Genomic DNA, 19,458 nt, shown 5'->3' with positions numbered 1-19,458 from the left:
AGATGCCCGGGCAGCCGAAAGGATTCCCCTCGATGAGCGACCTGCCTGGTCCCAAGCGCCCGGACCGCTTCTCCCCCGGCCCCGTCCCCGAGATCCCCGACACCAGCGGCATGAGCGGCGAGCAGGTGCCCACTGCCTATTCGCACTTCCGCACCGGCCTGTCGCGGCACCGCACCGGGCTTTCGGAGCACCGCACCGACCTCTCGGAATACCGGACCGACCTGTCCACCCACCGGACCGACCTGTCCGAGCACCGCACGCACCTGTCGACCGACCGAACCGACCTGTCGATGCGACGCACCGGCATGTCGGTGCAGCGCACCCGGATGAGCGCGGACCGCACGCTGATGTCGGTGATCCGCACCTCGCTGTCGCTGATCGGCTTCGGTTTCACCCTGGCCCAGGTCTTCGCCAAGCTCCGCGACGCCGGCACGATCCACAACGCCGCGGCACCGCGCAACTTCGGGTTGGCGCTGATCGTGCTCGGCGTGCTGCTGCTGATCGGCGGCATCGCCCGCCACATCCAGTTCGCCCTCGAGCTGCGCCGCCTGCGCAAGGAACTGGTCAAGGCGCAGCTGCTCCACGGCGAGATGGACTATCCTGTCTCGCTCACCCTGGTGGTGGCGGTCCTGCTGCTGGCGGTCGGCGTGCTCGCGGTGCTCAGCATCCTGACCAGCGTGCAGGCGTTCGGCTGATGGAGCCGCACCTCGTCCGCCCGGGCCTGGACGGCCCGCCCGAACGCGACATGGTGTGGATCCCCGGCGGCAGCTTCACCATGGGGTCGGACCGCCACTATCCCGAGGAACGTCCGCTGCGCCCCGCCCGGGTCGGCGGCTTCTGGATCGACCGCACCCCGGTCACCAACCGCGACTTCGCACGCTTCGTCGCCGCTACCGGCCACCGCACCGTCGCCGAGATCGCCCCCGACCCGGAGGACTATCCCGGCGCCCTGCCCGAGATGCTGGTGCCGGCCTCGCTGGTCTTCACCCTGCCCTCCGCCCCGATCGACTCGCGCGGATCGGTCGAGCAATGGTGGGCGCTGGTCCCCGGCGCGGACTGGCGACACCCGACCGGGCCGGACAGCAGCATCGAGGCGCTGCAGGATCACCCCGTCGTCCATGTCGCGCTCGCCGATGTCGAGGCCTATGCCGCCTGGGCCGGCGCCGATCTCGCCACCGAGGCGGAATGGGAATTCGCCGCGCGCGGCGGGCTCGACGGCGCCGAATATGCCTGGGGCGACAGCTTCCTGGTCGATGGCGCGCATATGGCGAACAGCTGGCAGGGCAATTTCCCCCATGCCAACAGCCTCGAGGACGGCTGGCTGCGCACCTCGCCGGTCGGGGCCTATCCGGCGAACGGGTACGGCCTGGTCGACATGATCGGCAATGTCTGGGAATGGACCGCCGACTGGTGGTCGACGCCGAGCGTGCAGAGCCGCAATTGCTGCGGAGTCGAAACCCACCCCTCAAGCCGCGACGGCAGCGTCGAGCCCGGCGCACCGATCCCGATCGCCCGGCGTGTGCTCAAGGGCGGATCGCATCTCTGCGCGCCCAACTACTGCCGGCGCTACCGTCCCGCGGCGCGCCACGCCCATCCGGTCGACACCTCGACCTCGCATATCGGCTTTCGCTGCGTCCTGCGGCCCTAGCCGCGCCGACGTGTCCCGACAGTGCATCTTGCAATGTAGGATTTCGCCTGTTTCCCTCCTCCGGTCGGGCCTCCACCCGGCCGCTCTTTGCAATGTTGGAAAGATAGGATCGCGTTCGCGCAACGATATTGCGAGATGCGGGGCGTTCGCGGGAAGTGTGTCAACTCAAGCGCCGCGAAAACGCGCTCTTGGCGTGAACTTTGTGGACTTCGCCGAGTCGGCCTCGCGCGCGATGTAGGAACGCCCGACCTTAGCGCCCGGGCATCTTCATGTGCAGCGGCAGCGCCAGGTCGAGCATGAAGGCGGTGCCCTTGGGCCGGTTCTTCTCGCCGAACTCCTGGATCACCTTCAGCCGGAAGGTCGAGGGCGCGCGGCCAAGCACGGTGTTATAGGCGATTGTCCCGCCCACGCCGTTCACCTTGCCCTTGTACGGCCCCAGGGTCGCGCCGCTGCCGCTGTCGCCGGTCAGCTGCTCGAAATGATAGCCGAGCACGCCGAGCGAGAATTTCTTCGACAGGATCTTCTCGATCGACGCCTCGACATGCAGGTCGTTGCCCGAGTCATAGTCGGTGGCGGTGTTCCGGCCGTTGAAGGTGATGCCGACCTTGTGGCTCAGGTCCCAGCCGCGGTCCTCGTCGTGATAGGTCACGCCGATCGAGACATCCTCGGCCCAGCGGTGGAAGGACAGGCTGGCGAGCGCACCCTCGCGGTAATAGCCGACGGGGATGTTGACCATGCCGCTCAGCTGCGCATGGAACTTGCCGCTCTTCCAGGTGAGCGAGGCAACCGCCAGCGGATCGCCGACGATGATGTTGGCATCGTGCCGGCGGATGCCGATCTCGCGGCCAAGCGGCCCGGTGACCACCGCGGAGGCATCGATCATCGGCGCGCCGACCGGCAGCGCGGCACCGATCCCCAACGTGCCGCCAAGGAAGTTGGTGCTCGGCACCGCCAGCAGCGTGAGGAAGTCCGCCGGCAGCGTCATGTCGACATCGGTGACCAGGTTGCCGCCGATCTTGAAGTCGCGCGTCGACTTGGTGCCGCCGGTGTAGATGTAGATCGTGTTGTCGAGATAGATGCCCTCGAGCGGCGGCGCGATCGCCGTGCCCGGGCCGCCCGTCCCCAGCAGATAGACGCTCGCGCCATTCTCGTCGGCCCGCGCCGCGCCGCCCGCGAGCGCTGCCAGCGCGGTCGCCGTCAGGAGAGTAAGCTGCTGCTTTCCGGTCATTGTGGCGCTCCTGCCTGGGGTCGCCACCGGGCCTAGCAACCGCCCGCACGCGCCTGAATCGGGGAAAACCCGCGCGGCGCCGGTGGATGATTCCGATGGCCCCGTCCGCCCGCCAGGCGCCCCGCCGCGGCCGCGGGCCATGGAAGCTCCCCCGCCCGGGCGCGGGTTTGCCCCGATGGTGGCGGGCGGGGCTTCCCCGCATCCTCGCCGCTCAACCTCGGGATACGGCCATGGCCAGGAAACTCATCGCGGGCCTGACGGCGGCGGCTTTGCTGTGCCTCTCGACCCCCGCGCTCGCGCAGCAGAAAAAGGCACCGGAGAATTGGGACGGGATGGTGCGGGTGAAGGCCAAGAAGGTCGATCTCGCCTATCTGCTGCCCGGCGCCGACTTCCGCGGCTACACCAAGGTGATGATCGACCCCACCCAGGTCGCCTTCCGAAAAAACTGGCAGCGCGACACCAGCGACGTGGTGACCGGGGTGCACATCACTGACGAGGATGCCCGCCGCATCCTCGACGAGGCGCAGAAGGGCTTCAACGAGCTGTTCGTGAAGGCCTATCAGAAGGCGGGCTATCAGGTGGTGACCGCCCCTGCCGCCGATGTGCTGCGGCTCAGCACCGCGGTGCTCGACATCGATGTCGAGGCGCCGGACACCGACTCCCCCGGGATCACCCGCACCTATACGCATGAGGCAGGCGGCGCGGTGCTGGTGGTCGAGGCGCGGGACTCGCTGAGCGGCCAGCTGCTCGGCCGCGCGGTCGACGGGCAGGAGACCAGCGACTTCGGCCCCTATATCCGCAACCGCGCCACCAATGCCGGCGCGTTCGAGCAGCTCTTCACCGAATGGGCCGATACCAGCGTGAAGGGCCTCGCCGAGCTCAAGACGCTGTCGCCCGTCGATGCCGCCGGCAAGCTGAAGAAGTGACGGAGCGCGGTGGCGATGCGCGCCACGCTCCTCGCGCCTGCCGCCTTGCTCGCTATGGTGCTCGCCCGCCCCGTTGCGGCGCAGGTGGTAACCGACGAAGGCGCCCCGCCCGCGCCGGAGACGCCGCCCTTCTCGATCGATGCCGGCATGCGCATACGCTACGAGGGGCTTGCCGGCCAGGCGCGTGCCGGCATCGCCGATGACGACCAGCTGCTCAGCATCCGCACCACGCTGCACGGCGAATACCGCACCGGCGGCTTCCGCGTCGGCGCCGAGCTGAGCGACAGCCGTGCCTATCTGGGCAAGGCCGGCGGCGCGGTGAGCGCCAATGAAGTCGATGCGCTGGAGCTGGTCCAGGCCTATGTCGGGCTCGACCTGCCGCTTGCCGACAAGGGCAGCGCCAGGCTGCGGCTGGGCCGGATCAAGTTCGATATCGGCGCGCGCCGGCTGCTTGCCGCGCACGACTATCGCAACACCGCCAGCGCCTTCACCGGCGCGCTCGCGACGATCAAGGCCGGCGGCGCCACGTTCGACCTGTTCTACGTCCTCCCCCAGGTCCACCTCCCCGACGACCAACCCTCGGTGCTGGAAAACAAGGCGGCGTTCGACCGCGAGAGCTTCGACCTGCAGCTCTGGGGCGGGCATGCCGCCTGGCAGTGGCGGGGCACCGATCTGGAGCTGGGCTATTTCCGCCTGCGCGAGCGCGACCGCCCCGGCGAGCCCAACCGCAACCGCGACCTGCACACGATCGACGCGCGCATCGCCCGTGCGCCGGCGCCCGGCGCGCCGGACTACGAGGTCGAGGGCGCCTATCAGCTCGGCGTCATCCGCGCCGACACCAGCCCCGCGGCGGCCGCGCTCGACGTCGCCGCCTGGTTCGTCCATGCCGAGATCGGCTATACGCTGCCCGGCACGGCCGGCCTGCGCGTCGAGCTTGGCTATGACTATGTCAGTGGCGACGGGCCGGCGCGCGGCTATGGCCGGTTCGACACGCTCTACGGCTCCCGGCGCACCGATTTCGGCCCCGGCGCGATCTACTCGGCGGTCGGGCGTGCCAACATCAGCAGCCCGGAAGTACGGGTCGAGGCAGCGCCGTCGAAGCGGATCGACGCCTTCCTGTCCTACCGCCCGATGTGGTCGGCCACCACCGCCGACAGCTTCTCCACCACCGGCGTGCGCGATCCCATGGGCACGCTGGGCAGCTTCGCCGGGCACCAGGTCGAGGGCCGGCTGCGCTGGTGGCTGATCCCGAGCCGGCTGCAGCTCGAGCTCGACGGCGCCTGGCTCGCCAAGGCGCGGCTGCTGCGCGACGCCGCCAATGCGCCGCCTGCCGGCGACACCAGATATGTCGCGCTGGCGCTGTCGATCGCGCTCTGAGGCCGCGAAAGGTAAAACACGGCGCGGGGGAAAGAGGGATTCCGTACCCCGCGCCGCGTTACGGCTCCTTTAGAAGCCGATCTTGATGCGCACCGAGGCGCGGCCTTCGGTGACGTGGTCACCCTTGGCTGCCTCGAGCGCCACGCCCATGCGGACGGTGTCGTTCGCCTTCACGTCGATGCCGGTGCCGACCGTGCCCATCCACGGCGCGACCCGCGCGCCGGTGACCTGGAAGGCGCCGGTGCCCACCGGGGCGCTGGCGAAGCGCATGTTGCCCACCGTGTCGAGGTCGCCCGCATTGTAGCGCACGCCGATCGTCACATAGGGCATCGCCGTGCTCGCGCCGGTCTTGATCCACTGGCCGAGGCGAAGCTCGCCGGTGGCCGTGAACAGGTCGCGGCCCGAAGCGGCGGCGGACAGGTTAAGCCCGCCGGCGCCCTTCTCGGTGAAGGCCGAGCGGCCGTCATGCGTCTGGTTGGCGCTCGCCACCGCGACGAGGCGGACGCTGTTGCCCAGCTCGAAGCGATAGCCGGCGACGCCGCCGAACGCATAGCCGCTGTTGGTGAAGCTGCCCCGCGCCGAAAGCGCGGCACCGCCGAGGCTGACCGTGCGGGTCGTATCGAAATCGCCCGCATAATAGTTGCCCGAGGCGCTGACGAAGGCGTGGCCGTTGTCGAAGCTGGCATAGCCGCCGATCTGGTAGAGCGTACCGCTCAGCGTCGAGGCCAGCGCATCGACATTGCCGTCGACCTGGGTGAGGCCGCCGGCCACGCCCGCGGTCAGATCGCCGTTGCGGCCTTCAAAGCCGGTGGCGATGCCCGCCACGGTGGAGTTGAAGTCGTGCGTGCCCTTCTGGCCGTCCATCTGCTGATAGCTGCCGAAGCCCTGCGCCCACAGGCCACCGCCCGAACGGCTCTCGCCGTCGCTGCCGGCGACGAGCTGGCTGGCGAACTTGTTGTCCACCTTGGTCGCCGCCACCCGGACGTCACCCATGCTCGACTGGGCGAAGGCCGTGCCGGTCAGCTGATCGCCGTCGCCGATGCGCTGGCGCAGCAGGTCGGCGAACAGCATGTTGGCCTGCATCGTCGCGGTGCTGGTGTCGGCAACCGCCTCGCCGCTGAACGTGTTGTAGCTCGCCACGCGCTGGGCCGGCGTGAGCGCCGCCAGCGTGTTGAGCACGTTCGACCATTCGTCCGACGCGCCGGAGCCCGTGGTCGAGTTGGTCAGCGCAGCGGCAACCGCGGCGCTGTTGGGATTGCCGCTGCCCGCGGGGACGTCGGCCGAGAAGTCGATGCCCTTCTGGACCTGCAGCACCACCGCGTTGGCGACCAGGTCGTAGCGCAGGCGCCACTTCAGGTTCGGATCGTTCGCCACCGTGGTGAAGGTGGAGCCGTTGCCGAAGGTGCCGGTGAGGCTGCCCGCCTGGACGATCGTGTAGAGCTGGCTGAAGCGATAGTCGCTTGCCGCCTGGCTGAGCGAGTTGACCGTCACCGTGCCGCCCGCGAGCGTCGCCGCGCCGGTCACCTTGATCGAGTCCGAGGCGAAGTTGAACCCCGCGCCGCCGAAGTCGAACAACAGGTTGCCGCCGGTCACGTTGAGGCTGCCCACCGTGAACGCGCCGATCGGCTGGATCGTGTTGCCCAGCAGGCCGGTGGTGAGACCGCCCGGCGAGAAGGTGCCCGATGCGATCGTCAGGTTGCCGGTCATCGTGCCGCCGCCGATCAGCGTGCCGCCCTGGACGCGCAGGCCGCCGGCGCTGCTCGCCGAATAGGCCAGCGTGCCCGCGGTCAGGTCGATCCGCCCGGTCATGCCGAGCGTGCCGGCCAGCGTCAGGCGGCCGGTGCCTTGCTTCTCGAACACGCCCGCGCCGGTGATGTTGCCCGAGAAGCCCTGATCGGCATTGCCCGTGACCACCAGCTTGCCGGCGCCGAGCGCCAGCGTGCCGCCGCCGCTCGAGCCGTTGGCGATGCCGCCGACCGTCTCGGTGAAGCCCGCGAGATCGAAGGTCGCGCCGCTGTTGACCCCGAGGATCGCCGTGTCGGCGAGCCGCTCGCTGGCGCCGAGCTTGAGCGTGCCGGCCTGGGCGAGAACGGTGGTCGCCGCCGAAGTGCCGGTCAGCGTCGAGACGCCGCCCAGGTTGGCCAGCGTGCCGGTGCCGAGGTTGGCGTTTACGGTCGCGCCGTTCAGCTGGACCTGCGCCGCAGTGAGCGTGCCGGTGCCGGCGAGCGTGCCGTTCAGCGCAAGACCGCCGACCGTGTCGCTGTTCGCGCCGAGGTTGAGCGTCGCACCCGACGCCACCGTTACCGTCGCCGCATCGGCGAGGCGGTTCGAGGCGCCGAGCGCCAGCGTGCCCGCCTGGACCGAGACGTCGCCGCCGGCGGTGCCGTTCAGCGTCGAGGTGCCACCCAGGTTGAACACCGTGCCCGCGCCGAGATGGGCGTTCACGGTCGCACCGGTCAGCTGATACTGCGCCGCAGTCAGCGTACCGGTGCCGGCGAGCGTGCCGCTCAGGCCGAGCGCGCCGACCGTATCGTTGAACGCGCCGAGGTTGAGCGTCGCACCCGAGGCAACTGCCACCGTCGCCGTGTCGGCGAGGCGGTTGGCCGCACCGAGCGCCAGCGTGCCCGCCTGGACCGAGACGTCGCCGCCCGCGGTCCCGTTCAGCGTCGAGGTGCCGCCCAGGTTGAAGACCATGCCTGCGCCCAGGTTGGCGTTCACGGTCGCGCCGGTCAGCTGGTACTGGCTGGCGGTCAGCGTGCCGGTGCCGGCCAGCGTGCCGTTCAGGCCCAGCACGCCGATCGTGTCGTTGAACGCGCCGAGGTTGAGCGTCGCACCCGAAGCGACCGCGACCGTTGCCGTATCGGCGAGGCGGTTCGACGCGCCGAGCGCCAGCGTGCCGGCCTGGACCGAGACATTGCCCGCCGCAGTGCCGTTGAGCGTCGAAGTGCCGCCCATGTTGACGACGGTGCCCGTGCCGAGCTTGGCGTTCACCGTCGCGCCGGTCAGCTGATACTGCGCGGCGGTGAGCGTGCCGGTGCCGGCGAGCGTGCCGCTCAGACCAAGTGCGCCGATCGTGTCGTTGGCCGAACCGATGTCGAGCAGCGCGCCGCTCGCAACCGTCACCGTGGCGGTGTCGGCAAGACGGTTCGATCCGCCGAGCGCCAGCGTGCCGGCCTGGACCGCGACGTCGCCGCCCGCGGTGCCGTTCAGCGTCGAGGTACCGCCCAGATTGTAAACGGTGCCGGCGCCGAGATTGGCGTCCACTTCCGCACCGCTCAGGTCATATTCCGTCGCGGTAAGCGTGCCGGTGCCCGCCAGGGTGCCGTTCAGGCCCAGCGCACCGATGGTGTCGTTGAACCCGCCGATATCGAGCGTCGCGCCCGACGAGACGGTGACGATGGCGCTGTCGGCAAGGCGGTTGGCCGCGCCGAGGGCCAGCGTGCCGGCCTGGACCGAGACGTTGCCCGCCGCGGTGCCGTTCAGCGTCGAGGTGCCGCCGAGGTTGTAGAGCAGCCCGGTGCCCAGGTTGGCGTCCACCGTCGCGCCGGTCAGCTGGTACTGCGTGGCAGTCAGCGTGCCGGTGCCGGCCAGCGTGCCGTTCAGGACGAGCGCGCCGATCGTGTCGTTGCCGCCCTGCAGGTCGAGCGTCGCGCCGCTGTTCACCTGCACGGTGGCGGCGTCGGAGATCCGGTCGCTGGCGCCGAGGCGCAGCGTGCCACCGCTCACCAGCACGTCCATGTCGACCGTGCCGGCGATCAGCGAGGTGCCCGAGGCCTGGTTGAGCGTGTTGCCCGCCAGGTTGCCGTTCACGGTCGCGCCGTTCAGCTCGATGTCGTGCGCGGACAGCGTGCCGCTGCCGTTCAGCGTGCCGTCGAGGCGCGCTGCGGCAACCGTGATGGCGGCGGTGCCGAGATCCAGCGTGCCGGCGCTGCCGACCAGCAGCGTCGAGGTGGCATTGAAGGCTGCACCCGGCGTCAGCGCCAGCGAGCCGCTGCGCACTTCGGTGAGGCCGGCATAAGTCGCCTGGCCGCCGAAGCTCAGGTTCGCGCCGTCGATCAGCAGGCCGCCGGTGGTGCCGCCCAGGTTGCCGGTGAAGCTGCCGGTGCCGCTGGTGAGCGCCAGGATGTTCGTGCCGAGCGACACGTTGCTGGTGCCGGTCAGGATGCCGATGGCTTCGTTGCCATTGAGCTGCAGCGTGCCGCCCGAGAGATCGACCGAAGCGGTGTCGGCGATGGAGCCGCCATTGCTGATGAGCGTGCCGCCGGTCACCAGCCAGGTGCCGATGTCGGTCGCGCCGCCAAGCGTCCAGGTGCCGGTGCCCGACATGGTCGCGCTCTGGATGTTCATCACATCGCCGAGCGTCGCCGAGCCGGTGCCGATCAGGGTCAGCGTGTTGTTGCCCGCGTAACCGCCGTCCAGCGTGCCGTTGACGACCGCGCTGGTGTCGAGCGTGATCGCGTCGTCGCCGGTGCCGCCGGCATAGCCGCCGTTCAGCGTGCCGGCGATGTTGATCACGCGGTTGCCGCTGCCAACGGAGAGGATGCGATCGGTGGTCGAACCGGCGTCGAGGTTGACCGTCGTCAGACCGCCGCCGGCGAGATACATGGCCGCATAGCCGCCGGTGATCGAGCCACCCGCCTGGTTGGTGAAGGTGCCGTTCCCGCTGGCCAGCACGCCGACGCCGGTGCCGGCGGCGGTGATGGTGCCCGAGTTGGTGAGGGTGCCGTCGCTGGCGAGATAGATCGCGGTGTCGCCGGTCGAGGTGATGCTGCCCGCATTGTCCAGGCTCGAGCCCACACCATAGACTGCGATGGTGGTGCCCTGGCTGGTGATCAGGCCGCCGGCGTTGTTGGTGATCGCGGACGAGTCGATGCTGTAGATGGCGGAACTGGCGGTGAGCGACTGGATCGTGCCCGAATTGTCGATCGTGGCGCTCTGGGCGAGATACAGCGCGAAGCCATCGTTGCCGGTGATCGTGCCACCAGCACGGTTGATCAGCTGGGCGTCGGTGCCGTCGACCCAGACGCCGCGGGCGCCGGTGATCGCGCCGCTGTTATCGAGCAGCCCGTTGGCACCCATGAAGTAGATGGCGGGCGTGCCGCCCGTGCCGGTGCCGGTGATCGAACCGAGATTGTAGACGCTCTGGTCCGCGCCATAGGCGCCGACCGTCGCGCCATAGGCGCCGGTCGCGTTGCTGCTGGTCAGGCTGCCCGTCGCCGTCACGTCGAGGCGGCTGCCGGCCCCGGCCAGGACGACGCTCTGGGCGCTGCCGGTGTCGGTCGCGCCGCTGAACGCGATGTTCGACGCGTCGTTCACCGTGAAGCTGCCGCCAATGTTGTTGGTGCCCGCGAAGGTGAGCGTGTTGCCCGCGTTCAGGCCGCTCACATTGACATAGCCGTTGCCGGAAATGTCCTGCGTGACCGTGCCGCCGAATGCCTGCTCATAGTTGAGCGTGCCGTTGTTGACGATCGACGAGCCCGAGATCGTGTCGCTGGCGCCCTGGAGCGTCGTGCCCGAATTGATCGTGGTGGTGCCGCTCCAGCTGTTCGCGCCGTTGGTCAGCACGATCGTGCCCTGGCCGCCAAAGGTGACGTCCTGGTCCGGATCGACGCCGGCTGCGCCGCTGGTGGTGATCGCGCCGGTCAGCGTCGCGACCACACCGCTGTCGGCGTTGAGCGTCGACGGGTTGGCCGAGGACGGGGTGACCACCTCGAGGCTGATATTGTTGCCATAGGTGCCGGTGGCACCGAAGGTGGCGGTCGGATCGATCATGTGGATCGTGCCCGAGCCGAAGGCACCCGCGGTGTTCGCGCGGATCGCGCCGCCATTGACATAGATGTCACCGGTCAGGTCGCTGGTGCCGTCGAAGGTGATCGTGCCGGCGGGGTTGCCGTCCACGCCCGCATAGATGTCCTGGCTCGGATCGTTGCTCGTGCCGGTCAGCGTCATGTCGCCCGAGACGAGGCCGATGCTCTCGAAGCCGGTGAAGTTGGACAGGCTGACATTATAGCTGTTGCCCGCGCCGAAATCGGCGAACAGCTTGTCGTTGCCAGCGCCGCCATCGACGATGCCGGAGATGCCGCCGCCGATATAGGTGAAGCTGTCGTCGCCATCGCCCAGATTGGCGTTGTAGATCGAGCCGCTGCGCAGGACGACATTGTCGATGCCCGCGCCCGACGAGGCGTCGTAATCGCCATAGACCACGCCCGACAGGTCGATGTTGCGTGTGCCGTTGCCGGTCGAGACGATGCTGCCGTACATGTACGAGCCGTACTCGTTGGTCATGTTGACCGTGCCGTCACCCGAGAGCAGCGCCGCGGCCGTGCCGCCGACGAGCGCGCCGCCCTGGTGGTTGGTGATCGTCGAGGTCTGGCCGCCCGCGGTGTCGATCGAGATGCCGTAGCCGCTATTGCCCTGGAGCGTGCCCGAATTGACGATCGTCGCCGCGCCGCCCGAGATGCTCACGCCGTTGGCGCCGCCGACGATGATGCCCGTGGTGCTGCCGTTGACGTAGCCGCCGATGTTGGTCACCGAGCCGCCGGCGATGAAGTGCACGCCGTCGCCGGTGGTGTAGCTGGGATTGGTCTGCCAATATTGGGTGGCCGTATCGCTGGAAGTGCCGGCGACGATCACGCCGGTGTTGTTCACCGTCTGATAGTCGTCGCTGCCCATCACGCCGTTGACCTCGCCGGCGATCACGCCGTCATTGGTCAGCGTGGTGCCATAGGCCTGCAGCCTGACGCCGTTGCCCGCCGCGATGATGCGGCCGCCGGCCTGGTTGTCGACGGTGCCGCCATTGGTGATCACGCCGTCAAAGCCGCCGGTCGACTTGATCAGGCCGGCATTGGTCACGCTGCCGCCAGCGTACGCGGCGACGCCATTGTCGTCGTGGGCGATCAGCTGGCCGCCGGCGTTGACGGTCAGGCTCGCGCTCGCGTCGTTGAGCGTCACGCCGGTGCCCGTCATCTCGAGCTTCGCGGTGCCGCCGAGCGCCAGGGTGCTGCCGTTCACGGTCCAGCCGCCGTCGGTCGGCGCCTGGGTGCCGGTCAGCGTCAGCGTAGCGCCGCCGGTCAGGTTATGCCCTTCGAAGCCGGTGATGGTGGAGAGGTCCAGCGTCGCCGGTCCGGAGATGTTCGCGACGAAGCGGTCGCTGCCGTTCCCGCCGTCAATGCTGGTGAAGCTGCCGCCGTACCAATAGAGCGTGTCGTTGCCGTTGCCGAGCGCGATCGCGCCGTTGGTGGTCGAGCCGGAGAAGAGGCTGACCGTGTCGTCGTTGTTGCCGGTCAGGTAGATCGCATAGGTGCCGCCGGTGATCGCGCCGACATTGCCGATGTTCGCCGCAATCGAGCCGCCCGAGGCGACGCCGTAATTACCGCCGATGATCGTCCCGGTGTTGTTGAGATAGCCGCCGTTGAAGACCACGCCATTGCCGGTGGCGTTCACCGTGAAGGTGCCGGTGGTGCCGCCCGAGAGCGTGCCCGAGCCGATGAAGCCGGTATTGTTGATGTTCGCGGTGGTGGCGACCTGGATACCCCAGCCCTGGCCGACGATCACGCCGGCCATCTGGTTGGTGATCATGGCGTTGCCGGTCGAGTAGTAGATGCCGCGGCTGCCGCTGTTGAGGCCGACCATGGCGCCGCCATTGTCGATCGAGATGCCGTTCGCACCCGCCAGGACACCGCCGACACCGCCACTGATCAGGCCGCCGCTCTGGTTGTTGAGCGTGCCGGTCGCGGTGCTGCTGAAGCGCACGCCATAGCCCTGCGTGGCGTTGCTGCCGCCGGTGATCGTGCCCGAATTGTAGAGCTGGCTGTCGGTGCCCGCCACGCTCACGCCGGCATTGGTCGATGCGGTGATCGTGCCGCCGCTGTTGTTGAAGACCAGCGTGCCGGTCGCGCTGACGCCGGTCGCGCCGGTGATCGTACCGTTGAACTGGTTGATGACCGTGCCCGAGGTCAGCGACACGCCGGTGCCGGTGCTCGCGGTGTAGGTGTTGGCCGAGGAGTTATAGGTCGCCGCGGCGACCAGGCCGCTGTTGTTCAGCGTGCCGCCCGTACCCAACGTCGCACCCGAGCCGACGCCGAAGATACGGCCGCCGCTATTGTTGGTGATGGTGGTGGCGCCCTCGACACCGCTGAACAGATAACCGGCGATCGTGCCCGTATTGGTCACCGCGCCGCCGCTGCTGCTGCTAATGAAAACGCCGCTCCAGCCGCCGGTGATCAGGCCGGTGGCATAGTTGGTCACCGTGCCGAGGCCGCCCGTGATGGAGACGCCGTAGGTGCGCGCGGTCGAGGTCGATCCGATCGCGGTGCCGAGGATCTGGCCCGAATTGTTGACGATCGTCGCCGCGGTAGTGGTGATTGCATTGGTGTCACCGCCGCTGCCGGACAGGAACGAGCCCTGGATCACGCCGCCGGCCTGGTTGGTGATCGTGCCGCCCAAGGCCTGGATGCCGTTGCCGCCGCCGGCGATGAGCGTGCCGCTGGTGCCGAGCGTGAGCGTGCCGGTCTCGATCGTGCCGCTGTTGGTGATGTTGACCGTGCTGGCGGTCGCGATGCCGTTCGAGCGGCCGACGATCAGGCCGGCGTTCGAGAGGCTGAGCGTGCCCGCGCCGCCCATGCCGATGCCGTTGCCGCCGCCGGCATTGCCCTGGCCGACGATCCGGCCGGTGCTGTAGTTGTTGATCGAGAGGTTGCCCGAGCCGCTCTGGTTCTCGATCGCGTTGTAGAGGTTGCCGGCGATCAGGCCGTAATTGTTGACCGTTAGTGCGCCGGTGGCGACGACGCCGCCCGAGGCGACATGGTTGATGCCGGAATTCTGGCCGCTGATCGTTGCGTTCGAGTTGCCCGCCGAGCCGTTGTTGATCGTCGAGGTGCCGCTGGTCGCGACCACGGCGATCGCAGCGCCATAGCCGCTATCGCCGCCGGTGCCGGTGTTGGTGATCGAGCTGAGATTGTCGACGCCGTCATTGGTGCCGCCCAGGCGCACGCCAACATACTGGCCGCCGGCGACCGAACCGCTGACACGGAGCGTGTTGCCCGAGCCGGCCAGTGTCACGCCGCTGGCGTTTGCGCCGCTGCGCGAGCCGCTCAGCGTTACCGTGCCGCCCGTTGCCGAGTCGATGTAGAAGTTGCCGGTGCTGGTGATCGCGCCGCCCAGCGTCAGGGTGCCCAGCGCCTGGACGTCGCCGGCGCCGTTGATCGGGCTGCCGAAGTTGTAGCCATCGTTGCGCGAGAAGATCACGCTCGAGCCCGAGCCGACCGAGATCGTGCCGGCGATCCGGCCGCTGCCCATGCCATTGCCGATCTGCAGGCGCGTGCCGGTGCCGCTGATGCTGGTGAGCCCCGTGTAGGTATTGAACCCGGTCAGCGTGACCATGCCGGTGCCGCTGACCTGCAGCTGGCCGGTGCCCGAGATCACGCTGGCCACCGTGCCGGTGGTCGACTGGTTATAGGCGAGCGTGCCGTTGTCGACGATGCTGCTGCCCGAGATCGAGCTGGTCGAGCCCTGCAGCGTCGCGCCGCTGTTGATCGTGGTAACGCCGGTCCAGCTGTTGCCGGTGTTGGTCACGTTGAAGATGCCGCCGGAGAAGGTCACGCTCTGCGACGCATCGATGGTCTGGCCGGCTGCATTGGTGCCGCTGCCGGTGGTGATCGTGCCGGTCAGCGAGACCATGCCGCCGGACGTGTTGTTGAAGACGCTCGGATCGCCGTTCAGCGGCAGGCCCACGTCGAGCACGAACGGATTGGAATAGATGCCCGAAGCGGCGAACTGCACGGTCGGATCGGCCATGTGGACCGTAGCGGTGCCGAATGCGCCGGCGGTGTTGGCGACGACCAGCGAGCCGTTGACATAGACCGTGCCGGTCAGGCCGCTGGTGCCGTTGAAGATCAGCGTGCCCGAGGGGTTGCCGTTGCCGGCGTTGATGCGGATTCCGGGCGTGATCGCCGCGCCGGTGAGCGTCCAGGTGCCGCCGTCGAGCTTGGTGATCGTCTCCGCGCCGGTCGAGGTGGCGAGCGAGAAGCTGCCAGCCTGCGCGCCGCTGCCGTTGCCGCGCAGCTGCAGCGTGTCGTTGCCCGTGCCGAGGTCGATCGCGCCGAACGCCGCCGCCGCCAGCGTGCCGCTGTTCTGCAGCGTCACGGTGCCGGCCGCGCCGGTCACCGCGTCGTTGTAGTTCTGCGTGACCGCGCTGGCGTTCACCTGGCCGTTGTAGATCGCCAGCACGTCGTTGCCGCTGCCGCCGGTGATGTTGCCGGTGGTCGAGCCGGCGAACAGGTTGATCGTGCCGCCGTTGCTGCCGGTCGCCACGCCATTGCCGCCCGCGCTGGTCGCCGTGCCGTAATTGTTGAACGTCCCGCCCAGGCCGCCGAGGCTGACCGCAACGCCGCCCGCGCCGCCATTGCCGCCAGCCAGCGTGCCGCCCGCGGCGTTGGTCACCGTGCCGCCGCCATTGGTGTAGATCGCGGCGTAGGTCGACTGCGAGATCAGGCCCGCATTGAGGATCGATGCGACGCCGCCGACATTGATGCCGTCATAGTTCGGCGTGCCGATGCCGAAGCCGTTGATCGTGCCGGTGTTGGTCAGCGTCAGCGCGCCGCTGGTGATGATGCCGCCCGCCGGGCCTTCGATCAGGCCGCTATTGGTGATGGTGGCGTTGCCACTGCGGATCGCGGTAGTGCTGCCGCCCGTGACATAGTTGTTCGAGCCATCGAGCGTGCCGACCGCGATCGTGCCCGAGTTGCTGACGGCCAGCAGGCCGGCCCCGCCATTGTAGATGCCCGCGGTGCCGGTGCCGACGATCTGGCCGGCATTGGTGACCTGCACCCCGCCGCTGTTGATCAGCAGGCCCGCGCCTTCGCCAGTCGCGCCGTAGATACGGCCGGTGTTGTTGTTCATGACGACGCTGGTGCCGGTGATCTCGACGCCGGCGAAGCGATCGCCGCGGATCAGGCCGTCATTGACGACGTAGGCGCCGTTGTTGGCGCGCGCGCCGTCCCAGCGACCGATCAGGGTCGCGCCGCTGTGGTTGCCCAGCGAGAGCTGGTTGGTGCTGGCGAGGATGCCATTGCCCTGCGTCGTGATCGAGCCGCCGGCGGCATAGGTGATCGTGCCATAGTTATCGACCGTGCCGCTGCCGATCGCGATGGCCGAGGAGGCGCCGGTGCCCGAGGTGATCGTGCCGCTGTTCTGGATGTTGTTGCCGGTGCCGCTCGAATAGATGACGTCGCCGGTCGCGCTCAGTTGCGCGCCCGACTGGACGAACATCAGGTCGGGCGTGGTCAGCGTAACGGCGGTGCCCGCGATGTTGGTCAGCGAACCGTTGAGGATGAACGTCGTCGCGTTGCCGCCCGCCACGGTCCAGCCCGCGCCGCCGCTGCGGCTGCCGGTGAGGGTCAGGTTGCCGGTGACGAGGTTGTACGCCTCGAAATTGCTGAGGGTGGAAGAGAGGGTGGTGAGATCGAGCGTCTTGTTGGTCGTCGAACCGAGGTCCACCGCGAAGACGTCCGAGCCCGCGCCGCCGTCGACCGTGCTGCCGAGCGTGCCGCCCTGGTAGGTGAAGGTGTCGTTGCCGTCGCCGAGCGCGATCGCGCCGGTGACGTTGCCGGTCGCGGCCAGCGTGAAGTTGTCGACCGCGGTGTTGGCCCCGCCCGTCGCGTCATAGCCGCCGGTCAGCAGGCCGGTGAGCGTGACGGTGCGTGCGCCGGTGCCACTGCCGAAGATGGTGCCCGTGGTGGTCGATCCGGCGTTGAGGTTCACCGTCTGCGCGCCCGCGGCGGCGAGCAGGATCGATCCCGTCCCACCGGTGATCGTGCCGGTGGAGGTGATGGTGGTGGCGGCCCCGGCAACGGTGCTGCCGGTCCGGATGCCATAGCTGGTGCCCGAAATCGTGCCGGCATTGGTCAGCGAGAACCCATAAAGACCGGAGCTCTCGATGCCGATCGCGCCGCGGATCGTGCCGCCGGCCAGATTGGTAATGCTGGTGCTAGTGGGGTTTTCCAGGCGGATGCCCGTGGTGATCCGCGTTGTCCCCGCCGCGCCGCCGGCGATCAGGCCGCTATTGGTGATGCTGTTGGTGCCGGCACGCAGGTTTACGCCGGTTGAATAGTCCAGGTCGGCGCTCTGCAGCGTGCCGTCGTTGGTCAGGGTCAAGCCGCTGTTCGAAGTGATCGGCCCGTCATAGACGGTCGTACCGCCACCATAGTTATAGCCGGTCCAGCTGCCATGGTTGATGATGGTGCTGCCGCCCATGGTGACGGCATTGACCCTGGTCATCGTGCGCCCGGTCGCCAGTTCGAAGGTGCCGCCAGCATTCACCACCGCGACGGATGCAGCGTCGCTCGTAGAGTAATTGCCGTCCAGCGTCAGCGTGCCGCCATTGATCGTCCAGTAATAGCCGTCGATGATGCTTCCAACGGTCAGATGGCCGCTGGCGAGGTACATCTGCTCAAAACCGCTATAGCTGCCCAGCGTCGCCGAATTGCCGGCGCCCAGCGCAACGTTCAGCCTGTCCTGAGTGCCAGCGCCGGCATTGAGCGCCCCTGCGATCGTGCCGCCGTTCCAGTTGAAGACGTCGTTGGCGGAGCCGAAGCTGGCGCCCTGCATCGATCCGCCCGCGGCCAGCGTGAAGGTGTTCACGCCGGTGCTGCTGCCGGCGTTGTAATTGCCGGTCATCGTGCCCGCGAGCGTCACCGTGGTGGCGCCGCCGGCGATCGAGGTCACCCCACCGGTGGTCGATCCCGCGCGCAGGTCGAGCGTGTTGGTGCCGCCGCCGCTGTTGAACAATGCGATCGCCGCCGCGCCGCCGCCGCCGCCATTGCCGGTGATCGAGCCGCCCGACAGGTTGGTGATCGAGACGTTGCCGGTGCCACCCGCATAGATGCCGGTGCCGCCGGCCGCGATCGTCCCCGAATTGGTGAGGGTAAGCCCGGTACCAGCGCTCACGGCGATCGTGCTGCCCACCGTCGAGATGGTGCCGGTGTTGGTCACGGTGCCGGCCTGGCCGAACTGGACCGCCGAGTTGCCGGTGGCACTGGTATTGGAGATCGTGCCCGCATTGACGAGCGTGGCGTCACCCGACTGCACCAGGATCGTGCGGCCGTTATTGGTGCCGGAGGTCACCGTCGCGGCGGCGCCGACATTGATCGTGTAGCCCTGGCCGACCGCCTGCACCGCGGCCAGCCCGTTGCCGGTGACGTTGGCGTTGAGGTTCAGCACGTTGCCGCTGGTAGCGTTGCTGCTGGTGTAGATCGCATTGCCCGTGGCGGTGATCGCCGCGGTGTTGGTGATGCTGACCGTGCCCGTCGAGGTGCCGTTGGCGCGGGCGTCCACGCCCGTCGTCGGGGCGGTCGAGCCGCCGATTGCAGCACCGACAGTGATCACGGTAGGGCTGGTACCCGCCGAAACGACCGAGCGGATGCCGTAATTGCCCCCGTTGATCGTGCCCGCGCCGCTGGTGGTGATGGTGGCGCCGTCGGTGCTGGCCGCATCGATGCCGATCGGCGCGGTGATCGCCGACTGCGAATCGACATTGACGCCCGCGCCGGCGACGGAGATGCCGGTGCCGGTCGCGTTGATCGTGCCGCCAGTCGTGGTGACGACTGCGCCCGTATTGCCGCTCGCATAGATGCCGGTGGCGAAGCCGGTGATCGTCGGCGCCTTCAGCGACAGGGATACCAGCGAGCCGGTCGAGTTGGCATAGATGCCGGTTACGGCGCTGCCGTTGGCGGTGATGTTGCGCAGGCTCGATACGGTGCCGAAATCGACCACGTTGATGAAGCCGTTGGCGATAAAGTTAGCGCCATAGCTGCCGGTGAGATCGGTCACCGAGCTCGTGTCGTTCTGCCCGATCGCCCAGGTCAGGTTGCCGTTCGACGCGAACATGGACAACGCATTGGCGTTGCTCTGGGTGGTCGAAAGCGTGTTGGTGCCCGTGGTGTAGAGGACCGCGCTCTGGCCATTGGCGGAGGCCTGCTGATAGGCATCCACCGCGCCACCGCCGGTGTTCGCGATCGTGACGCCGGCCATGGTGATGCCGGAGCTCTGCGTGTTCGTCACGGCGACACCGCCGCCGGTTGCGGTGTTGTTGGCATAGGTGCCCGAGCCCGAGATCGTGCCGCCGCCCGCGGGGCTGGTCGATTGGGCCAGCGCCGGCGTCGCCAGCGTGACGCCGATCAGCGCGGTCGAGCCGAGCAGTGCCTTGCGCAGCAGCGCCTCACGACCCACGCGCACCGAAACCGACTTGGACGCACGCGCACCATTGCCACGATCGATCATTC

At 68.7% G+C, this 19,458-nt stretch carries 6 protein-coding genes; 4 read left to right on the top strand and 2 right to left on the bottom strand.

The window, feature by feature from the left end; translation table 11 throughout:
* Positions 1-32 precede the first annotated feature (32 nt).
* Complete coding sequence (locus ABLE38_RS12720) at positions 33-695, top strand: DUF202 domain-containing protein (RefSeq protein ID WP_348974596.1); 663 nt, start codon at positions 33-35, stop codon at positions 693-695.
* A gap of 50 nt (positions 696-745) precedes the next feature.
* Positions 746-1,648 (top strand): formylglycine-generating enzyme family protein, encoded by a 903-nt coding sequence (locus ABLE38_RS12715; RefSeq protein ID WP_348975210.1) that lies wholly within the window; start codon positions 746-748, stop codon positions 1,646-1,648.
* A 250-nt stretch (positions 1,649-1,898) separates the two neighbouring features.
* Here ABLE38_RS12715 and ABLE38_RS12710 read toward each other — a convergent pair whose 3' ends face one another.
* A complete protein-coding gene (locus tag ABLE38_RS12710) occupies positions 1,899-2,876 on the bottom strand; it encodes a transporter (RefSeq protein WP_348974595.1) in 978 nt (325 codons plus the stop codon).
* A gap of 230 nt (positions 2,877-3,106) precedes the next feature.
* Here ABLE38_RS12710 and ABLE38_RS12705 point away from each other — a divergent pair, with 230 nt between their 5' ends.
* Together ABLE38_RS12705 and ABLE38_RS12700 are read left to right on the top strand one after the other, a co-directional pair.
* A complete protein-coding gene (locus ABLE38_RS12705) occupies positions 3,107-3,802 on the top strand; it encodes a DUF3313 family protein (RefSeq protein WP_348974594.1) in 696 nt (231 codons plus the stop codon).
* 15 nt (positions 3,803-3,817) lie between these two features.
* Entirely contained in the window at positions 3,818-5,179 is a 1,362-nt protein-coding gene (locus ABLE38_RS12700) for an alginate export family protein (RefSeq protein WP_348974593.1), read from the top strand.
* A gap of 69 nt (positions 5,180-5,248) precedes the next feature.
* Here ABLE38_RS12700 and ABLE38_RS12695 read toward each other — a convergent pair whose 3' ends face one another.
* Positions 5,249-19,456, bottom strand: coding sequence for a hypothetical protein (locus tag ABLE38_RS12695; RefSeq protein WP_348974592.1), 14,208 nt, complete (start codon positions 19,454-19,456; stop codon positions 5,249-5,251).
* Positions 19,457-19,458 lie beyond the last annotated feature (2 nt).

It is taken from the genome of Sphingomonas sp. KR3-1 (genome assembly GCF_040049295.1).
Classification (GTDB): domain Bacteria; phylum Pseudomonadota; class Alphaproteobacteria; order Sphingomonadales; family Sphingomonadaceae; genus Sphingomonas.
The sequence above is the reverse complement of the archived record's forward strand: the minus strand, read 5'-3'. Positions and strand labels throughout refer to the sequence as shown.

Excerpts from the sequence above, each read along its gene's own strand:
- ABLE38_RS12720 (WP_348974596.1), top strand. The coding sequence starts at position 33 with ATGAGCGACCTGCCTGGTCCCAAGCGCCCGGACCGCTTCTCCCCCGGC.
- ABLE38_RS12715 (WP_348975210.1), top strand. The coding sequence starts at position 746 with ATGGTGTGGATCCCCGGCGGCAGCTTCACCATGGGGTCGGACCGCCAC.
- ABLE38_RS12710 (WP_348974595.1), bottom strand. The coding sequence starts at position 2,876 with ATGACCGGAAAGCAGCAGCTTACTCTCCTGACGGCGACCGCGCTGGCA.
- ABLE38_RS12705 (WP_348974594.1), top strand. The coding sequence starts at position 3,107 with ATGGCCAGGAAACTCATCGCGGGCCTGACGGCGGCGGCTTTGCTGTGC.
- ABLE38_RS12700 (WP_348974593.1), top strand. The coding sequence starts at position 3,818 with ATGCGCGCCACGCTCCTCGCGCCTGCCGCCTTGCTCGCTATGGTGCTC.
- ABLE38_RS12695 (WP_348974592.1), bottom strand. The coding sequence starts at position 19,456 with ATGATCGATCGTGGCAATGGTGCGCGTGCGTCCAAGTCGGTTTCGGTG.